The organism is Sphingomonas lenta (genome assembly GCF_002288825.1).
Lineage (GTDB): Bacteria > Pseudomonadota > Alphaproteobacteria > Sphingomonadales > Sphingomonadaceae > Sphingomonas > Sphingomonas lenta.
Map to the genome: position 1 here is coordinate 31235 of NZ_NSLI01000008.1, position 23589 is coordinate 54823.

Here is a 23589-nt window from a genome sequence, read left to right on the forward strand (position 1 = left end):
CGTCCGGGTCAACACCCGCCGCGCGGCCTTCGACCCACGACAGGGTTAAACGTCGTTTCACCCGATCCGCAAACCAGTTCAACAAATCTTGGTTGCTAATGACCCCCACGATCGCCCGAGTAACACGCGGGGGCGAGACATCTCGTGCGGGACATCATTTATGGGCAAGTTTTATATCACCCCGACCGGTTCGGGTAACAAAAGCGGCTCGGACTGGGCAAATGCGGCCGCCATCACCAGCTTGGACGGCGCGGTGCGCAAGGCGGGGTCGGGCGGGACGGTGTACCTCGCGGCGGACCAGGGCGCGTACAAGGTGACGAACGGCATCAACATCTGGAGCGGCGCGTCCTTCAGCGACGAGGTCACGATCAAGGGCGTCAACAGCCGGACGGGCGCCGACCAGGAGGCGGTAATCGAGGGGACGCGCCCCGCCGCCTACAAGATCGGTAACCCCGCCGGGAACGAGCTGTTCAAGTTCCAGAAGGGCGCGGGTAACCTCCACTTCGAGAACTTCCAGGTCAACAATACCGCGACCGTGTTCCGGGCGGTGGGCGACGTGGCCGACATTACTATCGAGAATGTCGACGCCGACAACGTCGCGCACTTCTTCCAGACCTATGCCGGCTCCGGCAACAAGACCGCGAGCGTCACCGACCTGACGCTGCGCGACATCGACGTGGACGGCTTCTCCAGGGCGCTGATCTACATCGGCTATAATAGCCGCGACGTGCTGATCCAGGACGTGCGCGGCGACAGCGAGCGCCAGGACGGCGACGAGTTCGCGATCGGCGTGCACCTCGTCGGCACGGCGCACGACGTCACGCTGCGGCGCGTCACTATGGAGAACGCCACCGACACCACCGGCGGCAACTACTGGAACGGCGACGGCTTTGCCACGGAGGCGGGCGTCTACGACGTCCGGTTCGAGGACACGGTGGCGCGCGGCAACACGGACGCAGGCTACGATCTCAAGTCCAAATCGACCACGCTGGTCCGCGCGGTCGCGGAGGACAATTCGCGCAACTTCCGCATCTGGGGCGAGGTGATGATGGTCGACGCCGTCGGCCTCAACCCCGAGAAGCGCGGCGGTCTCCTGAACGGGCAGAACCAGATCCACGTCCTTAAGGGTGCCGAGCTGAAGATCGACGGCGGCTATTTCGCCGACGCGGGCTCGAGCACGCGCGTGTTCCTGAACGACGGTGGCATCGTGTCGATCGCGGACGTGGAGATCGTCCGTGCCAAGACGGGCGCGCTGAGCGCGGGCGCGATCGGCGGTCTGGATAGGGCGAAGATTGAGCTGGTCGACGCGGTGGGCAAGCACTCGGCGGGCACGCCCTTCACCCCGACCGACATCGACGATGACGATGAGGACGACGCCGACGACGCGCCCGCTCCGGCGACCCCCGCGCCGACCGGCACGATATTCGTGGGCACGGCGCGCGCCGACGGCTTCGCGGGCACGGCGGCCGCCGACCAGTTCCACTTTGACGCGGCTGTCAACCGCGGCGCCGACCGGATCGCAGGCTTCGGCTCGAACGACGCGCTCGTCACCCGAACCGCGCTCGCCGACGGCAACCGCGACGGCATCATCGGCTTCGGCGCCAACGGCACGCTCGAGCTCGGCGGCGGCGCCGTCAAGTTCGACGGGCCGACCAAGGGGCTGCGCCTGCTGGGGCAGACGGACGACGGCTTCTTCTACGGCGACGCAGCCGTGCGCCCGACCAAGGCGGTCGAGGGCAGGCTGAGCGTGGGCGACAAGCTCGTCGGCGACGCCAAGGACAAAGTCGCGAACAGGTTCTTCTTCGATACCGCGCTGGGCCTTGATCTCGGCGACGACAAGGTCGTCTCGTTCGGTGCCAAGGACGTGCTGATGACCACGAGCCGCTTGGGCGAGGGCGCGCGCGTCGCGGCGGGGCGGGACGGCTCCTTCGCGTTCGGCGGCGACGCCGACCTAGGCGGCGTTAAAGTCACCGACACGACCGGCCGCACGGTCGCCGCGCTCGAGCTCGACGGCGTGCAGCTGGTCGGCGGCGTACAGTACTTCGTCTACAGCCTGCTCGACGGCTGACCGCGCCACCACCGTGCCGCGATCGCCGGGCCTGCGCCGAGGGGCGCAGGCCCGGCGATCGTGTGTCTGGCCCCGAGGTGACGGCCCCTCGCATCGAGTCGCGACGAGGCCTCTCCTGAGCCGCCGCCCTTCAACAGCTCATCGGTTCGTCGTGCCCGACGAACGCATTCTGAATAAATGTTCCAGATCGGGACTCCCGTCCGGAAGGTGGTAGGTTGCACCTCCGATGTCGATCGAGCAACGCGCGGCGCGGCATGAGCCAATAGGACGGGCGCGGACGCTGCGGCGGGAAACTTCTGACGGCCTCCGCGCAAACATCTGGGCGGCGAACCTCAAATGTCAGAAAGTCGGAAACTTTTCGGCACGTCAGCAGTATAAGCGCCCGCAGGCCGAGGACGCCAGCCCCGCGGACCTTGCAGGCCGCCAATAGTATAAATATTCAGTTGACGAACCGTTACGTTTCCGGCACTGCGGCAGTGAAAAAAAGCGGAGCGTAAACGGGACCTTACGACTTTTTCCGCCGACCCTGCCCAGTCCAACGGTCTGGGCCTGTGATTTATCAGGGAGATACCGACATGCCTTTGGGTGATAACAGCAGCCTCTACACGACCTCCGAGCGGGTCGACATCGCCTTCAATAACTCCAACGACGAGTACGACACGTTCGATTACTCGGCGCTGGCGGTATCGTTCTACTTCGGGAACGGGACGACCGCAGACGACAGCCTTGTCAACTTCGGCAAGAACGATACGGTCGTGAACTTCAAGCAGATCTTCGACGGCAACGGCGACGGCATCGTGGCGTTCGGCGGCAACGGGGTGCTCGACATCGACCGCACGGGGTCGGGCGGCAACCGCGCCGGCGAGGCGCAGATCACCGTGAACAGCGGCGACGCCGACATTCTCGCGCTCCGCTACCTTGGCAGCAAGGGCGGCGATCCCAACGGGAACGGTGGCCACGTCTATGCCGATGCCAGCACCCGGCTTGCGGGCTTCACCGAAGGTACGGTCAGCAACGACAACTTCAACGCCGCGACCGGCAACTTCACTTATTTCTACGACACCGCGCTCGGCCTGAACCTGGGCGGTGACACGATCACCGGCTTCGGCGCGGGCGACCGCATCGTCACGACGACGCGCATCCACAACGGCCCCGACGCCGGTGCGCTCATCACTTTCGGTGCCAATGGCGTGCTCGATCTGCCGGGTGAGATGGACGGCGTGAAGGGCGACATTGGTCCGGCGCAGGGCGGGCAGATCGACTTCGGTGGTTCGGTCAGTTCGCTGGTGCTGCTTAACACGGTCGCCGGCGACGGCGTGACCTATTATTACTACGGCGTGGCGTAAGCCGGCCGGCGTTCCGGTCGTCCGCGACCGGCGCGAGAAAGGGGGCGGCCTCGCGGCCGCCCCCTTTTTTCGTCCGGGGAGCTCCGTTAGATGATGACGTTGCCCAGGCCGGCGCTCGACCCCTCCAGGCTGTAGACATAGTAGGTCGCCCCGTCGCGGATGATCGTCCCGTCGAACTCCAGCGCGGGCGTGCCGCCACCGATCCCGCGTAGATCGATCCCGCCCAGCTCGTGCGCGCCGTCCGCGCTCAGGAGCGCGATGTCGCCGTCGTCGTCGCGCGTTACCCGGCCGCCGTCCAACGTCAGCGCGGTAGTGGTGACGAGCACGTCCTTCCGGCCGAAGTTCGCGACCGTGTCCTGGCCCAGATCGAGGCCCAGCGCCGAGTCGAAGAAGAAGACCTGCGTCTTCTTGTCCGTCGCGTCGCCGGCGAGCCGGTCGTCGGACATGCGGCTCTCCCTCGCGCCCTTCGGACGGCCCGCGCCCGAGGCGTAGACGAAGGTGCCGTCCTCGTCGGCGCCCATCAGCCGCAGGCTGGCCACGCCGGCCATCTTCAGCGCGTTGTCCGACGCGGGGTGTTGGAGCGAGACCACGCCCTTCGAAAGGTTGATGATCCCGTCGCGGTTGCCGTCGTGGAAAGCCTCCTTCACGCCGATCAGGTCACCGCGGCCGAACCCGTCGATCGTGTCGATCCCCGAGGCGCGGCTGTTGTCGACGTAAAACACGTCGTTCCCGGCCGTGGCGGTCAGGACCTGGGCGGCGGCGTCGGAGCCGTGCTGGACGTGCGCGCGCTTCAGCAGCGAGAGCGCCGCCCCGGCGTCGGACGTCTCCACGGACGCCTCCACCGCGATCGTCACCGCCGCGTTCGCGGACGCCTTGCCGTCCGAGGCCGAGTAGGTGAACACGTCGGTGCCGGCGAAGCCTTTGTTCGCGACGTAGCTGTAGCTGCCGTCGGCCGCGAGCGTCACCGTGCCGTTCTTGGGGCCGGTTACCAGCGTCGCGCTGAGCGCGTCGCCGTCGGCGTCCTTGTCGTTGGCGAGCACGTTGCCCGCGGCCGCGGCCACGCCCTTGGTGGCGGCGCCGTCGGCAGCGGCGGTCGGCGCGGCGTTGGGCGGCGCGGCGACGCTGACCTTCACCGTCGCGCTCGCGGACGCCTTGCCGTCCGAGGCCGAGTAGGTGAAGACGTCCGTGCCCACGAAGCCCTTGTTCGCGACGTAGCTGTAGCTGCCGTCGGCGGCGAGCGTCACCGTGCCGTGCTTGGGGCCGCTGGCGAGCGTTGCGCTGAGCGCGTCGCCGTCGGCGTCCTTGTCGTTGGCGAGCACATTGCCCATCACCGCTTTCGCGCCGACCGTCGAGGCCGTGTCGTCGATCGCGCTCGGTCCGGAGTTGGGTGTCGCGCCGACGCTGATCTTGACCGTGGCGTTCGCGGACGCCTTCCCGTCCGAGGCCGAGTAGCCGAAGCTGTCGGTGCCCACGAAGCCCTTGTTCGCGACGTAGCTGTAGCTGCCGTCGGCCGCGAGCGTCACCGTGCCGTTCTTGGGGCCGGCTACCAGCGTCGCGCTGAGCGCGTCGCCGTCGGCGTCCTTGTCGTTGGCGAGCACGTTGCCCGTCACCGCCTTGGTGGCGACCGTCGAGGCCGCGTCGTCCACGGCCATCGGCGCGTGCTCGACGGGCGCGGGCTTGGTGGGCTGCGGCGGCGCGCCCTCCTGGCCCTTGATCTCGGCCACCGTCGCGGCGAGGTCGCCCGTGATGCCGAAGTAGAAGGTAAGGGTGGTCGACTCACCGGCGGCCAGCGTGCCGACCGCGAAGTTGATGTTGACGGCCTCGTCCGCCGACTTCGAGAAGCCCTCGGCCTGCGCCTTGTCCATCGCGAGCGCCGTGTAGGGGTCGTAGTTCTTGAGGCCGAACGTCGACACCATCGCGCGCTCGTCGCTCGAGTAATAGAAGAACGGCGTCTGGCCCTTGCCGGCATAGGCCGCGAGCAGCGCGCCGTCCGCGCCGTCCCCGCCCTGCTCGACGATCGTGTTAATCGTCGAGAAGCCCGGACCGTGGTCGGGATCGATCGTACGGAGGTAGCGCAGGTTCTGCATCGCCGCGCCCGACTCGTTGGTCAGCGTCACGTCGACGCGCACGAACTTGGCGTCCTCCGCGACCGTCATCACCTGCTCGACCTTGAGGTCCTCGTCGGTGCTGCCCGTCCAGCCGACGCGCGAGCCGTCCGCGGTCGACTCAAGGCTCGTCTCGCCCGAGATCTGCGCCTTGGAGGTACGCTCGGCGTTGATGTGGATGTGGCGGGACCCGCCGACGTCGTAGCCGATCGTGAAGCCCTCGGCCGCGGTCCCGGCGAGCATCGCCTCGCGCGTCGCCCCCGCGCCGGCGCCGAAGCCGTCGACGTCGGCCACCATGCCCAGCCGCGTGAAGCCGTTCGCCTTGTCGGTGTGGACGCCCACGGGCGCCGACTGCTTGGTGCCCAGCGTGCCGCTGCCGTTGATCCCGAGGCTGAGATATTTGCCTTGCAGGAAGATTTCGTCGCCAAGAATCTTCTCGAACATGAACCGCCCCCATGTGCGGGAAGGCGCCGGGCCTGTTCCTGGCGGAACGGCGGGTCGGACATCTTCGCCGGTGGTGATGAACCCGCGCACGGACTTGGCCGTGGCCGGACGACCTCTTCCGAAGTCGCCCGGCGTCGTTAGGGCGGCGCGGCTTGTGCGTTCCTAAAGCGACGAGGTTGCCCACCAGGTAAGAAATGCGGCCGCGTCAGTCGGCGAACCGCAGCAATCGGTTAAGGGCCGGGTTGCCGCCGTGGAAGAACGCGTCGTTCGCCACGTGCCAAGTGCCGTCCGCGCGGACGATCCCTCCACCGCGTCCGCGCCGGCGAGCGACGTCAGGCTCTTGAGCACGGGCGCGCCGTAATTGGAGACACCCTCCGGATCGAGCTCGGCGATGCCGCCCGACTGCCCGTTCGCGCCGTAGCTGTAGAAGAGGCGGTCGGCTTCCGCGTCGTAGAGAAGGTGGTCGGCTTTCGGCAGGTGCACCGCCGCCATCGGCCCGGTGGGCGCGCCGGTCGTCTTGTCGCGCCAGCTGATCTGCGCGCCCAGCAGGACGATCCGATTGCGCCGCGCGTCGTACGCCACGCCGTTCGCCCCGCCGCCGGGCAGGAGCGTCGCGGGCCCGGCACTCCAATCATCCGCCAGCGCGGCGCGGTACACCCCGCTCGCGCCGCCCACGACGGCGAACCAGAGCACGCCCCGGCCGCCGCCGGACAGCGGCTCCTAGGCGACGCCCTGGACGCTGCTTGGCGGCAGGCCCCAGCCGGCGAGCGTCCACTCGCGCAGGATCGCGGAGCCGTCGGCGGCGAGGTGGACGACCGACTTCAGAAGGGGATCGCCCGTGCCGACGGCGCCGCCCGTCGTCGCCGTGCCGCTGTTGAGCCGCGACGCCATAACCCCGACGCGCCGCGCGGGTTGAGGCCGACCGCGGTGGATCCCGCGAGCCCGAACCCGCTCACCCCCTGGGCGGGGCTGGCGTTGCGCGCCCACATCGCCACAGTGGCGCTGCTCTGCTGGAAGCGGACGCCGTCGGCGGGCGCGAAGCCCAGGTCGACCCAGTCGTCCGCCCCGTCGCAATAGACGCCGCGGTCGGGCACGAACACGGGCGCGCCGCCGCCCACCGTCGCCGGGCCGCGTCTGCCCGTCCAGTCGATCAGCGCCGCCTGGCGGCTGTGCGCGGCAGGCACGTGCAGCGACTCGAGCTTGTCCCACACGCCCGCCGCGACCAGCGCGCGGACGAGCGCGTCGGCATGCCCTCGGCGCGCGGCGGTCGCGGGGTGGAGGGGGCTCGCAGCGGGCGGCGCTCCCGCCCAGTCGTCGAAGCCGAACATCAGCAGTGCGCCAGGATGTCGGTAGCGGTCGTGCCGGTGGCGCGCACGTGGCTGGCCCGCACGCGCAGCAGAGCGCCCGCGGGCACGTTGCGGAACACCACGTCGGCATCGTCGTCCGCCGCGCCCGGCGAATCGGTGGAGAAGGGATCGGACATGAATAGGGCTCCTTGCACGCTGCGACTTGTAGCGTTCATGGTATGTTCTGGTCCAAAGCTTTTAGGAAAGCCCCTTTTCGGGGCGACCGCCGCCGTATCGACCGCCGCGCGCTTTCTGCTAAGGCCGATGAGGGTGCAGGCCATGAAGAGCGTCGACACGGTGGTGGAAAATAAGGGCGACGCCGAAAGGCCGGTCCAGTCGCGCGCGTTCGGCGTGGAGGCGGCGCTGATGGCCGCGGTCAGGGTGGTTACGCGCGCCACGGGCTTCCTCATCAGCATGCTGGTCGCGCGGATGCTGGGCGCAGAGGGGCGCGGCGTTTTCGCAGCGTTGGCCGCGCCCACCGCGCTCGCAACAAATTTCTCGGAGATGGGCATCCGCCAGGCGACCGCCTTTTACGTCGGCAACGGAACTCTGACGGCCAAACGCGCGGTGCCGACGCTCCTGACCATGGTGCTCCTGTCCAGCGCGCTCGGCGCGACGCTGTCGCTCGTCTATTTCGAGATCGTGGGCGTTGCCGAGGGCGAGTGGCTGTGGCGCGCGCTGGCGGCCATGGCCATCCTGCCCTCGCTAGCCGTCAGCTACGCCACGGGCGTGTTCCTGGGCCAGAAGCGCATCGCCGATTTCCGCAAGCTGTCGTGGCAGCCGCCAATCGTCCGGCTCGTCGCGATCGCGGCGGGCGGGTGGGTGCTGGGAATGGGCTTGTCGGGCGTGCTGGCCGCCAACCTGCTCGGCGCGTTCCTTGGCGCGGGGTACGCGCTCCGCCTGCTTGGCCGAAACGGGCCGCTGCGGCTCGGCTACGACCGCCGAATCGCGGCGATGCTGCACCGGAAGGGGTTAAGCTATGCGGTTTCGCTATTCATTCTGATGGTCAACTATCGCATCATGACGCTGCTGCTGACGATCGACGGCGACATGGTGGCGGTAGGCCTCTACGCGCAGGCGGCGCTGATGGCCGAGTTGCTCTGGGAAGTGCCGAACACCTTGTCGGCGCTGGTGCTGTCGCGCGCTGTCACCACGTCCGAGGAGGAGAAGGCGGCGTTCTCGGGCAAGGTCATGTCGCTCGCGCGCGTCGCGGTGGCGCTCGGCGCGGCGGCGAGCCTCTGCCTGGCGATCGCCGCGCCTTTTTTCTTCCCGCTGGTGTTCGGTCCCGACTTCGCCCGCAGCGCGGACCTGTGCGTGGCGCTGCTGCCGGGCGTGGTGGCGTTCACCCTGTTCAAAATCCTCAACATCGACGTCGCCGGGCGGGGCAAACCGTGGGTGACGATGATCGTGATGCTACCAGTGCTGCTGCTCAACATCGGGCTGGGCTGGTGGGCGGTGCGGGAAGCGGGCGCGATGGGCGCGGCGCTCGCCTCCAGCGTGTCTTTCATTGTGGCAAGCTTTGCTTACCTGTTCGTCTACGCGCGCGTGGTCGGCGTGTCGCCACTCGCGGTGGTCACGCCGACCCGGACGGATCTGGAGCTGCTGCGCCGCGCGCTCGGCGCCTTCGACCCGCGCCGCAAGTTCAAGAGGAAGGCCTGAGATGGCGGACGCGCCCCCGCCCGCTGTCACGGTGATCGTCCCCACGTTCAACCGCGAGGCGTACATCGCCGAGACGCTCGACAGCGTTCTGCCCCAGCTCCGCCCCGGCGACGACGTGTTGGTGGTGGACGACGGCTCCACCGACGGCACGCCCGCGCTGATCGGGTCCGGGGTCGGGTCCGGCCGCTGGCCCTTGCGCTACCTGCGCCAGGAAAACGCCGGAAAGTCGGTCGCGCTCAACCGCGCGCTCGCCGAAGTTGCGGACGACCGCCTCGTCTGGATCGTCGACGACGACGACGTGGCGATGGCGGGCGCGCTGGAACGGATGCGCCGCCCGCTGGAGGAGGACGCGGAGCCCGGCTTCACCTTCGGCCATTACGACTATCTCGTCCGCGAGGGCGGGGACTGGGTGACCAGGCCGACGCCGGTGTTCGATCATCCCGACGAGCCGCTGCACCTGTCGCTGCTGCGCCGCTGCTTCATCCACCAGCCGGGGATGCTCGTCCGGCGACGCTGCTACGCGGCGGTGGGACCGTTCGACACGGCGCTGCGCCGGTCGCAGGATTACGACATGATCCTGCGCCTCTCGCGCGCGTTCCGAGGGCTCGAGGTGCCTGGCCCGCTGTTTCACCAGCGCCAGCATGAGGGCCAGCGCGGCGCGGGCGAGGCCGCCGTCGCCGCCGAGGACCGCGCGCGCGCCTGGATGAGGTACGACGCCCTGATCTTCGAACGCGTCCACGCCGACTATCCGTTCGACGAGTTCCGCGCGATGGTGCGCCCCCGCGGTCATGCGGAGGGCGCCGACCTGGACGTCGCCGCCCGGATCGCCCGCGCGGGCGTCATGGCGCGTAAGGCGCAATGGGGCCACGCCGCCAACGACGTCGCGTCGGCCGCCGCCCTGCTGCCGGACAGGCCGTCGCGCCGCCTGACCCCCGCCGAGCTGTGGGACCTGTCGGAGGTGTTCGGTTGGGCGGGTCATGGGCTGATAAGCCTCGACGACGCCCGCCCCTTCTTCCACGCGCTCGCGCGCCTGCCGCGGCGGGAGCGGGTCCGCGCGCTCCGCGCGGTCTCGGCGCGCCTGCCTCAGAGGCTGAGAACCGCCCTGCGCCGGAAACGGCGCGACGAGGCGATGCTCGTGCTGCGCGCGGCCGCGCTGGCGGGCCGGAGCTTATTGGCGCGTCGGCCGCGCGCGCCTTACGAATAAGGCGGCGCGCCGGCCCCTTCCGGCGCGTTCGGATCGCCATAGGCGTCCAGCAGGCGCCGTAGCTGCGCATCGCTCTCGGTCGCGTTCAAGTTGAATAGCCGCTCCTTCTGCGTTGAGTCCCAGTTCAGGATCGGAAAAGGACCGCCGATCTTCTTGTAAAGCGATCCCGCCCGGCGGGCGCACCAGGAGCACCACAGATCGTCCGCGTGCGGGCACAGCCGCGTGAACGCGTCGTGGTCGGTAGCGTCGGGATGCAGCGAGCGCGACGGGTAGAGCGTCCCGCCCAGGCCCACGGCCAGCAGGTCGGTCGAGGGCCGGCGCGCGGCTTCGTCCTGCACGTCTGATTCCCGCTCGAGGTACAGGGGAGTGTTCGCACTTCCGAACTGGAGAACGGGGTGGGCTCGGTGGCAGACGATCGTCGGTGCCGCCGGATCGTAGCCGGCGACGAGCTCCTCCAGCCAGTTTGGCACGTAGAAATCATCGTCGGCGGTGACCACAAAGGCTCCCGGGAAACTCTTCCAGCGCGAACACGAGCTTCTTATAGCTCTTGACGTCTGGCACGACGCGCATCTCCACGCCGGCGTCGATCAGCTTGCGCGTGCGACGCGGCAGTGACCGCTCGTCTCGTTCCGGCGATCCAGAGCACGACCCGGTCCGGCCGGACCTTCTGGTTGAGCAAGCTTCGGAGCGTCAAGTGCAGCGTCAGGAAACGCGGTGGGAAGGAGGTGAGGGGAAACAGCCAACTCGCCCGGTAGGCCGTGCGGGCGGCGCGTGCGAGGGCGACCGTAACGGCGCCGATAGCCGAGCGACTGCCAGGCCGACCTGGTCCAGACGCCGAGCCGGCCGGGGATGAGCCGCGAGGCGCGACGCACATTTTTCTTCACCAAAGGGGTCACGCGCTCAGCTTTCCTGGATAGGAAGTGCGACCTCGCCGCCGCGTCCGCGATACCGCAAGAGCGGGGGCGGGAGCTGTGGCTAGTCGAACGGCGGCCCGGGCCGCAGAGATCGTCGCCGACAGCATGGGGATAGGTGAATGCTTGATCGTTTTGCGCGGGCGAAGCGGCGGCTGTTGCGCCAGCCGCATCCAGTCGAGAGAGTATTGGTCGAAAATCATGTAGCACTAAATCAATGTGGGCTGTTTGCGCCGTCGCTGATCAGTTTCCGCAGCTACGCGAACGACAGCCTGCTCAGAAATGCAGTGATCGGCCGCCTCTACTCAAGCGGCTGGCGCTGCACCATCGGCGCGCTGCGCCACCGAGTCGAAATGCTGACGAGACATCCGGCTTACGCCAGGACGTTGGCACCGCGTACGGTGATAGGTAATGATGTCTGGATCAGTGATGGAGCGGCAATTGTCAGCGGCTTGACGATCGGCGATGGCGTCATGATCGGCGCGGGCGCGATCGTCACCAGAGACATTCCGCCCTACGCCATCGTAGAGGGAACGCCCGCCCGGATTATCCGCATGCGATTCGAGCCGGAGATCGTCGACCGGCTGCTGGCGTCGCGCTGGTGAGAAGCTGGCGACGCGGTGCTCGGCGCGGCTAGTACTGACGACGCCCTGGCCCGCGCGGCGCGTGCGCCGGTCTTGCCGCCCCACTGCCGGCCGCTAATGCGGCCTTGATCCCCCGGCACTCAGCGTCTGCAATCGTTCAACTCAACAACGTGGCACAGCTGAATTCCTCAGCTACATCGGGCAAGCTACTATTTGGGATCTCAGTTCTGTTAATAAACTTACGTATTCGACGTTGAATTGAACGTGCCAATCCAGGATTTTCCCTAAAAGAATGATTCTCGCCGTTGTTCTTTACGGCTATTGCTGCGGGAAAAGGGACAGACGCCATTGGCCGTGGGCTTGCCTCTGAAAAAGGTCCGAAATCTTGATGTCTCATAACTGTAATGTACAATGGCCAATTAAAACGCATTGTATCCTGATCTGCCGGATCAAGGTAGAATATGGATGATGATCCGCAGATAGCATCAAAGTTGTCAACCCGCTCTACGCTGGATCGCCTCAAATCAAGTATATATCCATGCTGTAGAAAATATCCAGAACGATTATCATCAGTTAGGACGTAGCTTGCTAGCCTATTACTTACAAGGTCATCAGAGTCTAGCAGCATCATGTAGCCCCCACCTTGACGATAATGCTCTTCTGCAAGTTTCATTTTCTTAACAGATTTATCGAACATCTGTAGACTCAAGGACGTTGGAGTAACATGATCGACCTGAACGAAGCTGACGCGGGAGTCAGATGCCACTTCCACGTCAGGTATTTCATGACACGCTACAATTATTCTTACATCTGCATCTATGCTCGAAAGAGCTGATGAGGCCGTATGCTGAAATTGCGCACTCACTCTTGCCCAATCTACAGAGGCCTGCGCGCTACGCAGGGGTATTGCAAAGGTGAAATTCGGAAGGCTCATGCCGGTATCCTACAACTTACATCAAGAAAGAGGAAGTCACGCCAGGCTAGTCACCGAAAGCACTGTACCTCTACTTGGAATCCATGATAGCAGAAAAAAAGCGCTGCTTCTGTAACCATGAAAAGGTGAGGGCGGCAACAGATCGGGGGTTGCGGCGTGCAGCATATCCTGCTGCTATCAAAAGTTGCCCATTCTGATCACCACGTAATAACGCGGTTACGCCCATACTGCTTAGCTTGCGACTAAGAGACTTTGATTTGGGTGCCATAAGTGCTGCAGCATATCCGAATCTGTCAAGCGGATCATAACCTTCCGCTTCGCGGACGCGAGCACAGTATGCAGCGAAGTCGCCATAGTGACTTTGAAGCATCAATTTGATGATACTGGTGTTGATAGAATTATCAAACTGCCGCCGCTGGTATAGGGCTTCCGGGACAGTCATAAAATGACCATGCTCCGCCATTCGCAGCCAGAGGTCAAAATCCTGCGCAAGCTGAAAAAAATGGCGGTAGCCGCCCACCTTTTCGAACAACGGCTTGCGGAACATGGCTTCGCCGTGCGTCATCGGATAAGTGCTCAGCAGATCATGGAAGCCCATCGGCTGACCGACCTGCAACATTCCGGAAGGGGCGCGAACTACACCAGCGTTGTCCATCACGAGGCAACCCACGACAGCAAGCTTCGGGTTGGCCTCTAAAGCCGCGAGCTGCCGCTCGACACGCGTTGGGGAGGAGAAATCGCCCGACCCGTGGATGGCAATTACCTCACCTCTGGCGGAACGGGCTGCTCGGTCCACTGCTACGGTAAATCCGACATTGGCCTGAACGCGCACATCGAGCCGCGGGTCCCGGAGCTTAGCCAGCTCGGCCGAAGTGTCGTCGGTGGAGCCGTCGTCGACGACGATGATCTCCAGCTCGCGGTGCGTCTGCGCCAGCAAGCTGCCCACCGACGCCGCGACATGGCGGGCGCGGTTGTGGAACACCGTCACCACTGAGACCAGCTTGCCCATTCGTCCCCCGCGCCCTTGCTCTCGGCAGGCCCATAGCCGCAAAGGCGGGACGGTGCCACCACCGCCCCGCCTGCACATGGCGTCGCGATGTGCGTCCGCTCAGATGAGCGAGTCGGTCCCCGCGGCGGACCCGACCAGGCTGTAGACGTAGAACACGGTGTCGCCGTGCACCACGGTGCCGTCGAACTCGAGCGCGTTCACCGCGGCGCCGCTCATCGAGCGCAGCGCGACGCTTCCCGCCTCGCCGGCGACCGACTGGTCGTCCGGCGCGCCGGTCGAGCCCACCAGCTGCACGCGGCCGTCGCCGAAGCTGATGATGCCGTCACCGTTGCCGTCGGCCAGCGCGGAGGTGGTGACCAGCACGTCCTTCGCGCCAAACCGGTCGATCGTGTCCTGCCCGAGATCAAGGTCGAGCGCGGTGTCGAAGAAGAACGTGTCCGCCGCCGCGTCGCCCAAGTCGCCGGCGAGCGCGTCCGCGCCAAGCTTGCCCTCGATCGCGCCGGTCGGGCGCACGTTCGCCTTGGCGTAGACGTGGAGCCCGCCCGCGGTCATGCCCAGCTCGCGCAGCGCGTAGACGCCGTCGATCCGGACCATGTCGCCCCCCGACGGACTGTCCAGCATGACGCGGGTGCCGCCCAGGCCGATGACGCCGTCGGCGTTGCCGTCGTGGAGCGCCTTGGTGGTGACCAGGACGTCGTGGTTCTGGAAATTGGTGATGCGGTCGTTGCCCGACACGCCCTTCGAGTCGACGAAGAAGCTGTTGCGGTGGTCGGCGCCCGACAGGAACTGGTTGTCCGCCGCCGAACCGTCGCGCGTCCCCGAGCGGGTCAGCACGGCGTCGGTCCCCGTGGTCACGGGCGGCGTCACGACGGGCGGCGGCGCGGTGGGCGCGGCCACCGTGACCGACACCGTCGCCGCGGCGCTCTTCGCCGCGCCGTCGCTGGCCGTGTAGCTGAAGGTGTCGACGCCCGAGAAGCCCGCCTTAGGCGTGTAGGTGAACGCGCCGTTCGCCGCCATGCTCAGCGTGCCGTTGGCCGGGCCCGCGACCAGCGTCGCGCTCAGCGCCTGGCCTTCCGCGTCCGTGTCGTTGGCGAGCACGTTGCCCGCGACCGCAGTCGCCGCCTTGGTCGAGAAGCTGTCGGCGCGCGCCACCGGCGCGGTGTTCGCCGGCGCCGTCACGGTCAGCGTGACGGTGGCGGCGTCGGTCGCCTTGCCGTCGCTCGCGACGTAGGTGAAGCTGTCCACGCCCGTGAACCCGGCCGTCGCCGTGTAGCTGAAGCTGCCGTCCTTGTTCAGCACGAGCGCGCCGTTCTTGGGGCCGGCGCCGATCGTCACGGACAGCGCGTCGCCGTTGGCGTCCTTGTCGTTGGCGAGCACGTTGCCCTTGGCCGTCGCGCCGGCGACGAGCGCGAAGGCATCGTCCTCGGCGACCGGCGCGGCGTTGGGCGGCGTGGTGGTGGGGACGTCGGCCCCGCCGCCCGCCTTGATGGCGGCGATCGTGGCGTCCAGATTGTCCGTCACGCCCATGTAGAAGGTGAACTTGGTCGTCGCGCCCGCCGCCAGCGTGCCGGCGTCGAAGGCGATGTTGACGACGTTATCACCCTTGAGCGTATGGCCCACCACCTGCGGCGCGTCCGTCACGACGGCCGTATAGGGATCGACGCTGCGATAGCCCGCCGTGGTGGACACCACCGCGCGGGGATCCTGGGCGTAGTAGAAGAAGGGCGTGGCGCCCGAATAGGCCGCGACCAGTGCACCGTTCGCGCCGCCCTGCGCCACGATCTTGTTTTCGGTGCCGAAGGTCGCGCCGTGGTCCGGGTCGATCGAGCGCATATAGACGAGGTCGGTCATCGCCGCGGCCGACTTGTTGGTCAGCACGATGTCGACGCGCACGAACTTGCCGTCGTCGGTGAGCGAGATCGTCTGGTCCACCGCCAGCTTCTCGGTCGTGGTGCCCGTCCAGCCCGTCTTGGCGACGCCGCCCGCCGAACGGTCGCTCGTCGCGCCGTCGATATGCGTGCGCGCTGTGCGCTCCTGGTTCTGGTGGACGTACTTGGCGCCGCCGACCTTGTAGCCGATGGTGAAGCCCTCGGTGGGCGTGCCGTCCAGCATCGCCTCCGTCACCGTGGACGCCCTGCCGACGCCGAACCCGTCCAGGTCGGCGTACAGGCCCAGCCTGGTGAAGCCGTTGGACGCATCGGAGAATATGCCTCCGGGCACGTTCTGCTTGGTGCCCAGCGATCCGCTGCTGTTCACGCCCAATGCCAGGTACTTGCCCTGCATGAAGGCTTCGCCGTTAACCACGGTGTTCTTGATGGCCATGATAAATCCCCGCTCAAGCCCGCCGCTCAGACCACCTCGGGACGATGAAGATCGTCCCGAGCCACATCCGCGCCTGCTCGTCGTGCTTACCGATAAAGAAAGACGCTCGACCCCATCCGCACCGTCCCGCGTCCGCCTTGAACTCGAAGGCTGACGATGCGTCCCGATGGCTGCATAGGCGGGGCCGCCTGACCCGGCGACCCCTTATCGGTGAGACGTGTTTACCGTGGGTCGAACCGCTTGGAAACGTGGAACTTCTTACAACTGTGCCGGACGCTACCCGACGATGGCGGCAGGTGTCCGGAACCAGCACGGCCGCTCGCCCACGCATGGCTGGCGTCCGCGCCGCGTGGCCGGTATAGGATCAGGCCCAGGGGTTCAAAGGAGGGATCATGACGGCCAGACTCGGCTCGGCGCTCGCGCTGATGGGAGGCTTGGCGCTCGGCGCCACGGGCTGCACGGGTGCGCGCGCCCCGGCGCTGCCGCCCCAGCTCGCCGCGGCGTCCGCCGACGTCTATCGCCTGGGCCTGGGCGACAAGCTGCGCGTCAACGTCTACGGCGAGCCGGCCCTGAGCGGCGAGTACCAGGTGGGCGGCGCGGGCGCGGTCACCATGCCGCTGATCGGCGACGTCCCCGCGGTCGGCCTGAGCGCGCGCGAGCTGGAGGCCGCGCTCGTGCAGCGCTACGGTTCTGGCTATCTGCGCTCGCCCCGCATCGCCGTCGAGGTGTACGACTTTCGGCCCTATTTCGTGCTGGGGGAGGTGCAGCGCCCCGGCCGCTACCCGTCGACGGAGGCGACCACCGTTCTAGGGGCGATCGCGACCGCAGGCGGCTTCAGCTACCGCGCCAACACGAAGCGCGCCTTCCTGCGCCGCGCCGGAACGCCCCAGGAGTATGAGATCGACCTGAGCCAGGACGTGCGCATCCTGCCTGGCGACGTGCTCAGGATCGGCGAGCGCTACTTTTGAGCGGGAAAGCGGGATCGTTCGGCGGCCTGCGCCCGCTGCCGACGTTGGCGGCGCTGCTCGCGACGACGGCCGCGGTCGCGCCGGCGCACGCCCAGGAAGCGGGGGCGGGGGCACGAGCGGAGGCGGCCGCGCCGCTCCAGTTGCCCGGTCCGGGGGAGGTCGCGGCGCCGGAGGACCGAGCTGGCATCCCATCGCTGCGCTTGCCTCGGACCGACTCCGCGAGCGAGCGGGACCGTGCGGCCGAGGCGGTCGCACCGCGGGCGGCGACGCGGGTGCGCGGTGTCACCGTCGCCCAGCGCGCCCGACCGGACTTCGACCCGGTCGGGGTCCGCCTGGGCGGCATGGTGCTGTTGCCGGAGGTGGCGGCGCGCGCCGCTTATGACGGCAACGTCTTCGGCCAGCCGAACGGCGTCAACGACGTGTTCGGCACGGTACGCGCCGCGGCGACGCTGCGGTCGGAGTGGTCGCGCCACCAGGCGGTGATCGACGGGTTCGTTGCCCGGCGCGAGTACGCCACCTTCGGCACCGAGAGCGCCACGACTTATCGGTTGAACGCGCGGAGCCGGCTCGACATCGACGGCGAGACGTCGGCGACGACGGAGGTGAGCCGTGAGCGGGTGCTCCTCCTCCGCAACACCTTGACTGAGGTGCTGCCCACCCGACGACCGGTTCGCTACGACCTGACGGCCGCCAGCTTCGGGCTGCGTCGCGACCTCGGCCGGTTTCGCGCGAACGCGATCGGTTACGTGGCCCGGTATGATTTCGTGGACGCCGAGCGCCCGGACGGTAGCCCCTTGTCGCAGCGCTTCCGCTCTTATGACCTCTACCGCGGCTCGGTTCAGCTCGGCTACGCGTCGGGCGCGGGACCCGTGCTGTACGTTCAAGGCATCGTCGATCTCCGCCGATACAACGTGCCCGCGCCGCCGATCGACCGCGACTCGGACGGATATGAAGTGCTCGCCGGCATCACCAGCGACATCACGCCGTTGCTGCGCGGGCGTCTGGCGGTCGGCTACGTCCATGCGGACTTCAAGGATCCTACCGTCGAGAGCCGCGGTGCGTTCGGCTTCGACGTCGACCTCGATTACCTGGTCACCGAGCTGACGACCGTACGCCTATCGGCGCGGCGATACCTTCAGAATATCGCGCTCGCCGCCTCGCCCGGGGGGCTCAACACGGACGCGGCGCTGGGCGCGGACCACGAGCTGCTGCGCAACCTGATCGTGTCGGGGAACCTGCTCTATGGTCGCACCAGCGTCATTCGCACGGGCGGCCAGGGCACCAGGCTGGGAGCCGAGGCGCGGGCGCGCCTGTTCATCAACCGCAGGCTGCGCGTCGACGGCGATGTCGCCTACTTCCGCGGAAGCGGGAGCGGCGTCGTCGACCGCGGCGGCGGCTTCAACGAGGTACGCGGCTCCGCGGGCATCAGCTTCGTGCTCTGAAGAGCGCCGGGCATGGGTGGGAGCCTGGGGACCAGGCCGGCGTGATCCGCGATGGGGCGGGCGGGCGGGCACCGCCCGCCCCACACCCGTTCAGGCGTAATACTGCTTGAATTTATTGTAGTAGGTCATCTCGTCGCCGTGACCCGAGCGCGCCTGCTCCTTAAGGTCGACCAGGGTCAGCGCCACGCCGCGCACATGGGCGCCCGCGCGGCCGAGCATGTCGAGCGCGAGCTGGGCCGCCTGGGTCGGCGTGCGGCGCCAGCGGGTGACGAACAGCACGCCGTCGGCCATGCTGGCGACCGCGCGCGCCTCCGCCAGCGGCAAGACCGGCGCGGTGTCGAGTACCACCAGGTCGAACCGCCGCCCGAGGTCCGAGACCAGCTGCTGCATCGCCGGCGATGTCAGGAGGTCGTAATCGGCTTCCTGCAGCGCGCCCTGGCCCAGGATATAAGCCCCGGATGGTTCGTCGCGGACCAACGCGGCGTCGAGCGCGACCTGACCCTTCAGCACGGAGGTCAACCCGGCCTCGACCTCGCCGACCAGGGTGCGGCTGGACGCGCGGCGGCGCACGTCGCAGTCGACCAGCGCCACGCGCTGCCCCGCCAAGGCGGCCGAGCGCGCCAGGCACATGGAAGCGGTCGTCTTGCCTTCGCCGGGCAGCGCGGAGGTGACGGCGAGCGTACGCACCTCTTGGTCGGCATGGCCGATCCGCAGCGCGCTGCGGATCGACCGGAACGCCTCTCCGAATACCGAGGCCCGATAGTCGATCAGGTAACTGGCCGGCCCCATCGGATCGTGCCGCGGCAGCGCCACGCCGGGGACCGTATTCAGGTCCGGCACGGTGGCGACCACCGGCAGGCCGAGCTTCGCCTCGACGTCGGTGCGCGATTTCAGCCCGCTCTCGAACAGTTCCAGGATCAGTACCAGGAGCGCCGCCGCCAGGATCGCGGCCAGCAGGCCGCCGCCCGCGTACAAGGGCAGCTTGGGCGAGGCGGGCGCGGACGGGACGAGCGCCTGCGAGATCACGTAAGCGTCGCTCTGGTCGGTGCCTTGGCCCGCCACCGACTGGCGATAGCGCTCGAGCAACACCTGATAGAGCCCGCGGACCGAGTCGGCGTTGCGCTCCAGCTCGGCGAGCTGGACGGAGGCGGCGTTGCCGGCCGCGAGGCCGCCCTGCGCGCGGTTGAGCGACGAGCGGATCGCGCCCGCGCGCCCGCTCGCGACCTGGTAGTCGGCCTGTGCGCCCGAGCGGACGCGCGAGAGCTCGGCGGCGATGCTGCGGTTCACGTCGGCGAGCTGCCGCTCGATGCGGGCGAGGTCGGGGTGGAGCGGTCCGTAGCGACCGGACAGGTCGGCGCGTTGCGCGCTGAGCTGCGCCTGCTGGCCGCGAAGGTCGCGCAGGAGGTTGCTCGCCTCGCTCTGCCCCGCGGTGGAGCCGAGCGCGTCGAGGCGGGCCCGCGCCGCCGCCTGCTCGGCCTGGGCGGTGGCCAGCTGCGTGCTGAGCGCCGACAGCTCCTGCTGGACGATCGTGCTGTCCTTCTCGACGTCGATGAGGTTGGTGGCCGCCCGGTAGCGCGCCACCGCCGCCTCGGCCTGGATCACCTGGCCGCGCAGCTGCGCGATACGGTCGCGCAGGAGGTCGCTCTCGCGGTTGCGCGCGCTTTCCCGATCGCCCTGCTGGTTGCGGATATAGCGCTCGACGACCGCGTTGGGCACGCGCGCGGCGAGCTGGGGATCGGTCGACTCGTAGCCGACGGTGATCGCATAGGAGAGGCCGGTGCGCTTGACCTGCAAGCCGCCGCGGATCTGGCCGATGGCGGCACGGCGCGCCTGTTCGGGCGAGATCGGGGTGGCACTTCCCGTGCGGATCCGCTCTGTCAGGCCGATCGCATCGGCCACTTCGCCGAGCAGGCGGGTGGAGGTGAGCACCTGCACCGCCGTGTCGACGGTGGGCGAGTCGGTGACGAGCGAGGCCTTGGGGTCCTCGCCCACGACCACCTCCTCTACCCGCCGGTCGAGCGCCAGCACGGCGCTCGCCGAATATTGCCGCGGCGCGGTCTGGTAGGCGAGGGCGGTCAGGCCCAGGACGACGAGCATCGTCGCCAGGATCCACCACCGCCGGCGTCGGATCGTGGCGAAGCTCTGCCGAAGGTCGATGAGCCGCGCGCCGGACTCGCGGTCGTGCCGCTCGTCCAACACTTGTGCACTGGCCATGTCCATGCCGTTAAATCCCCTAACCTCCCGATCCTACATGCGTCGGGCGCATTTCGGAACCGTCATCGATGCACGCCGAGCGGCCCGGCGCGGGACGAGGGCTCGACGCCGCCGAGGTTGCGCGCGCGTCCCGTCGCTTACTGCGAATAGCTCATGTCGGCGCCGAGCGCGCGTGCCTTGGCGAGGAAGTTGTCATAGCCGCGCTCGATCTGCCACGCGTCGGCGATCCGCGTCTGCCCATCCGCGACCATTCCCAGTAAAGACAGCGCCGCGCCCGCGCGCAGATCGAGCGCCCGAACCTCGGCACCGCGAATCGCGGCGGAGCCATGGATGTGCGCGGTGCCGTCGCGCACATCGCTCTCGATGCCCATGCGCGCGAATTCGCGCAGATAAGCGTAGCGGCCCGCGAAGCGCAAGTCGACGATGCGCGACTCGCCGCGCGCGCACGCGCCCAGCACCGCGAACAGCGGCTGCATGTCCGAGTTGATGCCGGGATAGGGGCCCGTGCTGATCTCGACGGGGTAGGGCCGGCCCGAACGGACGATCGCCACGTCGCCGTCCCGGAAGATCTTGGCCCCGCTCTCGCGCAGGAAGATCAGCGGTACCTCCAGGTCCTGCGCCGGAAAGTCGTGGATCTCCACGTCGCCCCCGGTGACCACGGAGCCGATGACCCAGGTCATCGCCTCCATATTGTCCGGCATGACGCGGTGCGTGATGCCGTCCAGCCGCTCGGCGCCGGTGATCTCGATGCTCTCCTGGCCGTGCACGACGATGTTGGCGCCCATGCGCGTCAGGAACGCGGCCAAGTCCAGGATCTCGGGCCGGACGTGCGGGTTCCACAGCCTGGTCGTGCCGCGCGCGAGGCTGCCGGCGATGAGCGCGTTCTCCGTCGCGCCGGTGGACCTCAGCGGCAGCACGATGTCGGCGCCGGTGAGCCCGTTCGGCGCTTCCGCGCAGAGCCGCTCGCCCTCCCACCAGACACGCGCGCCCAGCTTGCTCAGGACCATCTCGTGGAGATCGGTCTTGCGCTCGCCCAGGTTGCACCCGCCGGGCATGGGCACGCTGCCCGCGCCCGTGCGCGCTACCAGCGCCCCCAGAATCAGCAGCGTGTTGCGGATCGACCGACCGTCCCAGACGAGCTCGCTCGCCGGCGCGCGATCCTCCTCGATCGTCAGCGTTCCATCGGCCACCGAGCAACGCTTACCGAGGGCTTCCAGCATTCCCACATGCACGATCGCATCCAGCAACTTGTCGGGATAGTTGCGGAGGACAATCTTTTCGGGCGTGAGCAGCGACGCCGCGAGCAGGCGCAGCACGCTGTTCTTGGCGCCGCTGACGCGCACCTGCCCGACTAGGCGCGAGCGGGACACTTGGAGAAAACGGGCTTCGGACGCGCCTACGTCGTCGGCCTGAACGGGCATGAGCTTGGGGGCGGCGCTGGTCATGGTCGATGCTCCTGGCCAGGAGGTTGAATGAAGCGCGGGACTGCCGCGACCTCGTGAGCGGGGCGCATGACGCCGTCGGGCGCCAGGTGGCGCACCTCCGCGTCCATGGCGATACCGGTGAGCGCGCGGACGCGCTCGCGCGCCAGTCCGATAAGCGCCAGCACGTCGGCGGACCGCGCCTGGCCGTTGTTGACGATGAAATTGGCGTGGTCGGGCGAGATCTGCGCATCGCCGATCGCGAAGCCCTTTAGCCCGGCCCGCTCGATCGCCAGCCCAGGCGGACCGATAAGGCTATAGAGCTTGGGATCGCTCACGAACACCGACCCGCAATTGGCACGTACGCGGGGGAACTTGGCGCGGCGCGCGGCAAGGATGCCGATCGCTTCCCGCCGCAGCGCGTGACGGTCGCCCGGCTCGAAGCGAAAGCGGGCGGCGACGACGATCGCGCCTGCATCCTGGAGGGCCGAAGCGCGATAGGAGTAGCGCAACTCCGTCCGATCGATCCGGCGGCGCGTGCCGTCGCGCTTGACCACGTCGACCGACAGCACGTTCTCGCCGATGCCGCGACGCTGGCTTCCACCGTTCATCGTGACCAGGCCGCCCAGCGTGCCCGGGATGCCGATCGCGTGCGTGGCGCCGGCGAGCCCCGCCTCGATGACCTGGCGCACGAAGCTGGGAACCCAGAGGCCAGCACCCGCCTCAACATGACCGTCCGGCTTCGCCGCGAAACCGCCAAACGCGCGGCCGACGCGCACTACGACCCCGCGGAATCCTTCATCGTCGAACAACAGATTGGACCCGTCGCCGATGACGACATGCGGCACGCCCGTCTCCGCGATGACGCGAAGCGCGGCCGCCAACGACTCGGTCGAGCGGGGCGTCACGACCAAATCCGCCGGCCCGCCGATCCGCCAGCGGCCCAGTCCGGCTAAGGCTACGTCGCGCGACAACTCGTCAGCCGCCAGCACTTGATGCAAGCGGGTCAGCGCCGATCCAGCGGTCGGCCGCCGAGCAGGAACGTCCAACATATCCGAAATCTTGCCCATCACCCCTTGAGCGCCACCGCTACCTTCCTGGGCTCCGCTCGCGACGACGACACCGCTGATCATAGCTGTCCGTGCGCGCATCTCGCGCGACGACCAGCGGTCGCGGGATAGCAGATCGGGAGAGCCATGTAACCTTGAAAGCCGCCTCGTGCGTCTGCACGAGCCCGGCGCGAGCTTTAGTGTAACCTCGACGCATCATCGTGACGCCAAACACACGAGAAGCTCTTGTTTATTTTACGAACGCCCGGCAGTCTCGTTTCGGGACACCGGAGTCGCTCTCCATATGGCTGGCGGGTCGCAAGCCGGGCAGCGAAACACGCGGTGCCGACATTGGAGAGGATAGAACGTGGACGGGTCCAACGGGATCGAAGCCGGCGTCGTGGTGCGCGAAGATATCGTGTCGGCCGCGGCTACCCGTGCGTTGGCGGGGTCGCTGTTGATCGGCGCGCTTTTCTGGATAGCGGCGCTCTTCCTACTTCTCTGATCATCGCTGATAGCGCGAGATCCTGACGGCTCCGGCCGGCGCGCTTAGGGCGCGTTTG

Annotated in this window: 19 protein-coding genes; 8 read left to right on the top strand and 11 right to left on the bottom strand. The window is 67.9% G+C overall.

The window, feature by feature from the left end:
- Window positions 1–160 precede the first annotated feature (160 nt).
- Both CKY28_RS17805 and CKY28_RS17810 read left to right on the top strand, forming a co-directional pair.
- Window positions 161–2068 (top strand): hypothetical protein, encoded by a 1908-nt coding sequence (locus tag CKY28_RS17805; RefSeq protein WP_095999742.1) that lies wholly within the window; start codon window positions 161–163, stop codon window positions 2066–2068.
- Between the two features lie 551 nt (window positions 2069–2619).
- Window positions 2620–3414, top strand: a complete 795-nt coding sequence (locus CKY28_RS17810; protein ID WP_141243998.1) for a hypothetical protein — start codon at window positions 2620–2622, stop codon at window positions 3412–3414.
- A gap of 86 nt (window positions 3415–3500) precedes the next feature.
- On the opposite strand, the gene CKY28_RS17815 is transcribed toward CKY28_RS17810, so the two are convergent.
- From CKY28_RS17815 to CKY28_RS18895, 4 genes are all read right to left on the bottom strand, one after another.
- A complete protein-coding gene (locus CKY28_RS17815) occupies window positions 3501–5963 on the bottom strand; it encodes an Ig-like domain-containing protein (RefSeq protein WP_095999744.1) in 2463 nt (820 codons plus the stop codon).
- A gap of 162 nt (window positions 5964–6125) precedes the next feature.
- Complete coding sequence (locus tag CKY28_RS17820; RefSeq protein WP_095999745.1) at window positions 6126–6656, bottom strand: hypothetical protein; 531 nt, start codon at window positions 6654–6656, stop codon at window positions 6126–6128.
- Between the two features lie 128 nt (window positions 6657–6784).
- Window positions 6785–7291, bottom strand: coding sequence for a hypothetical protein (locus CKY28_RS17825; protein ID WP_095999746.1), 507 nt, complete (start codon window positions 7289–7291; stop codon window positions 6785–6787).
- Window positions 7291–7446 carry a spike base protein, RCAP_Rcc01079 family gene (locus CKY28_RS18895; protein WP_176473186.1) on the bottom strand — a complete coding sequence of 52 codons (156 nt, stop codon included), beginning with the start codon at window positions 7444–7446 and terminating at the stop codon, window positions 7291–7293. The genes CKY28_RS17825 and CKY28_RS18895 overlap by 1 nt, the downstream gene beginning before the upstream one ends.
- Window positions 7447–7588: 142 nt before the next feature.
- Here CKY28_RS18895 and CKY28_RS17830 point away from each other — a divergent pair, with 142 nt between their 5' ends.
- Both CKY28_RS17830 and CKY28_RS17835 read left to right on the top strand, forming a co-directional pair.
- Complete coding sequence (locus CKY28_RS17830; RefSeq protein ID WP_176473187.1) at window positions 7589–8968, top strand: lipopolysaccharide biosynthesis protein; 1380 nt, start codon at window positions 7589–7591, stop codon at window positions 8966–8968.
- 1 nt (window position 8969) lies between these two features.
- The gene (locus tag CKY28_RS17835; protein ID WP_095999748.1) at window positions 8970–10172 is read left to right on the top strand and encodes a glycosyltransferase; all 1203 of its coding nucleotides are present in this window, start codon (window positions 8970–8972) and stop codon (window positions 10170–10172) included.
- On the opposite strand, the gene CKY28_RS17840 is transcribed toward CKY28_RS17835, so the two are convergent.
- A complete protein-coding gene (locus tag CKY28_RS17840) occupies window positions 10163–10669 on the bottom strand; it encodes a hypothetical protein (RefSeq protein WP_095999749.1) in 507 nt (168 codons plus the stop codon). The two genes, CKY28_RS17835 and CKY28_RS17840, sit on opposite strands and share 10 nt — an antisense overlap.
- Before the next feature lie 536 nt (window positions 10670–11205).
- On the opposite strand from CKY28_RS17840, the gene CKY28_RS17845 reads away from it, so the two are divergent.
- The gene (locus tag CKY28_RS17845; protein ID WP_095999750.1) at window positions 11206–11688 is read left to right on the top strand and encodes a CatB-related O-acetyltransferase; all 483 of its coding nucleotides are present in this window, start codon (window positions 11206–11208) and stop codon (window positions 11686–11688) included.
- Between the two features lie 136 nt (window positions 11689–11824).
- On the opposite strand, the gene CKY28_RS18435 is transcribed toward CKY28_RS17845, so the two are convergent.
- The 3 genes from CKY28_RS18435 to CKY28_RS17855 all read right to left on the bottom strand — a co-directional run bounded on the left by CKY28_RS18435 (window position 11825) and on the right by CKY28_RS17855 (window position 15932).
- Window positions 11825–12601, bottom strand: coding sequence for a hypothetical protein (locus tag CKY28_RS18435; protein ID WP_141243999.1), 777 nt, complete (start codon window positions 12599–12601; stop codon window positions 11825–11827).
- Window positions 12602–12671: 70 nt separating this feature from the next.
- The gene (locus CKY28_RS17850; protein ID WP_176473188.1) at window positions 12672–13610 is read right to left on the bottom strand and encodes a glycosyltransferase family 2 protein; all 939 of its coding nucleotides are present in this window, start codon (window positions 13608–13610) and stop codon (window positions 12672–12674) included.
- A gap of 99 nt (window positions 13611–13709) precedes the next feature.
- Window positions 13710–15932 (bottom strand): cadherin-like domain-containing protein, encoded by a 2223-nt coding sequence (locus CKY28_RS17855; RefSeq protein ID WP_095999752.1) that lies wholly within the window; start codon window positions 15930–15932, stop codon window positions 13710–13712.
- 392 nt (window positions 15933–16324) lie between these two features.
- On the opposite strand from CKY28_RS17855, the gene CKY28_RS17860 reads away from it, so the two are divergent.
- Both CKY28_RS17860 and CKY28_RS17865 read left to right on the top strand, forming a co-directional pair.
- Window positions 16325–16900, top strand: coding sequence for a polysaccharide biosynthesis/export family protein (locus CKY28_RS17860; protein WP_095999753.1), 576 nt, complete (start codon window positions 16325–16327; stop codon window positions 16898–16900).
- The gene (locus tag CKY28_RS17865) at window positions 16897–18342 is read left to right on the top strand and encodes an outer membrane beta-barrel protein (RefSeq protein ID WP_095999754.1); all 1446 of its coding nucleotides are present in this window, start codon (window positions 16897–16899) and stop codon (window positions 18340–18342) included. Before CKY28_RS17860 ends, CKY28_RS17865 begins: the two co-directional genes overlap by 4 nt.
- A gap of 90 nt (window positions 18343–18432) precedes the next feature.
- Here the strand turns inward: CKY28_RS17865 and CKY28_RS17870 are convergent, their stop codons facing one another.
- The 3 genes from CKY28_RS17870 to murB all read right to left on the bottom strand — a co-directional run bounded on the left by CKY28_RS17870 (window position 18433) and on the right by murB (window position 23047).
- Window positions 18433–20556, bottom strand: a complete 2124-nt coding sequence (locus CKY28_RS17870; RefSeq protein ID WP_176473189.1) for a GumC family protein — start codon at window positions 20554–20556, stop codon at window positions 18433–18435.
- 137 nt (window positions 20557–20693) lie between these two features.
- Window positions 20694–22001, bottom strand: a complete 1308-nt coding sequence (locus CKY28_RS17875; protein ID WP_217989617.1) for a UDP-N-acetylglucosamine 1-carboxyvinyltransferase — start codon at window positions 21999–22001, stop codon at window positions 20694–20696.
- Complete coding sequence (gene murB, locus CKY28_RS17880; protein ID WP_217989618.1) at window positions 21998–23047, bottom strand: UDP-N-acetylmuramate dehydrogenase; 1050 nt, start codon at window positions 23045–23047, stop codon at window positions 21998–22000. The genes CKY28_RS17875 and murB overlap by 4 nt, the downstream gene beginning before the upstream one ends.
- Window positions 23048–23393: 346 nt before the next feature.
- Here murB and CKY28_RS18900 point away from each other — a divergent pair, with 346 nt between their 5' ends.
- Complete coding sequence (locus CKY28_RS18900) at window positions 23394–23531, top strand: hypothetical protein (protein ID WP_176473190.1); 138 nt, start codon at window positions 23394–23396, stop codon at window positions 23529–23531.
- The last annotated feature ends 58 nt before the right edge of the window (window positions 23532–23589 follow it).

Coding starts and splice junctions, on each gene's coding strand:
- CKY28_RS17805 (WP_095999742.1), top strand. CDS start 161: ATGGGCAAGTTTTATATCACCCCGACCGGTTCGGGTAACAAAAGCGGC.
- CKY28_RS17815 (WP_095999744.1), bottom strand. CDS start 5,963: ATGTTCGAGAAGATTCTTGGCGACGAAATCTTCCTGCAAGGCAAATAT.
- CKY28_RS17825 (WP_095999746.1), bottom strand. CDS start 7,291: ATGTTCGGCTTCGACGACTGGGCGGGAGCGCCGCCCGCTGCGAGCCCC.
- CKY28_RS18895 (WP_176473186.1), bottom strand. CDS start 7,446: ATGTCCGATCCCTTCTCCACCGATTCGCCGGGCGCGGCGGACGACGAT.
- CKY28_RS17830 (WP_176473187.1), top strand. CDS start 7,589: ATGAAGAGCGTCGACACGGTGGTGGAAAATAAGGGCGACGCCGAAAGG.
- CKY28_RS17835 (WP_095999748.1), top strand. CDS start 8,970: ATGGCGGACGCGCCCCCGCCCGCTGTCACGGTGATCGTCCCCACGTTC.
- CKY28_RS17845 (WP_095999750.1), top strand. CDS start 11,206: ATGCTTGATCGTTTTGCGCGGGCGAAGCGGCGGCTGTTGCGCCAGCCG.
- CKY28_RS18435 (WP_141243999.1), bottom strand. CDS start 12,601: ATGAGCCTTCCGAATTTCACCTTTGCAATACCCCTGCGTAGCGCGCAG.
- CKY28_RS17850 (WP_176473188.1), bottom strand. CDS start 13,610: ATGGGCAAGCTGGTCTCAGTGGTGACGGTGTTCCACAACCGCGCCCGC.
- CKY28_RS17855 (WP_095999752.1), bottom strand. CDS start 15,932: ATGGCCATCAAGAACACCGTGGTTAACGGCGAAGCCTTCATGCAGGGC.
- CKY28_RS17860 (WP_095999753.1), top strand. CDS start 16,325: ATGACGGCCAGACTCGGCTCGGCGCTCGCGCTGATGGGAGGCTTGGCG.
- CKY28_RS17870 (WP_176473189.1), bottom strand. CDS start 20,556: ATGGCCAGTGCACAAGTGTTGGACGAGCGGCACGACCGCGAGTCCGGC.
- CKY28_RS17875 (WP_217989617.1), bottom strand. CDS start 22,001: ATGACCAGCGCCGCCCCCAAGCTCATGCCCGTTCAGGCCGACGACGTA.
- murB (WP_217989618.1), bottom strand. CDS start 23,047: ATGGGCAAGATTTCGGATATGTTGGACGTTCCTGCTCGGCGGCCGACC.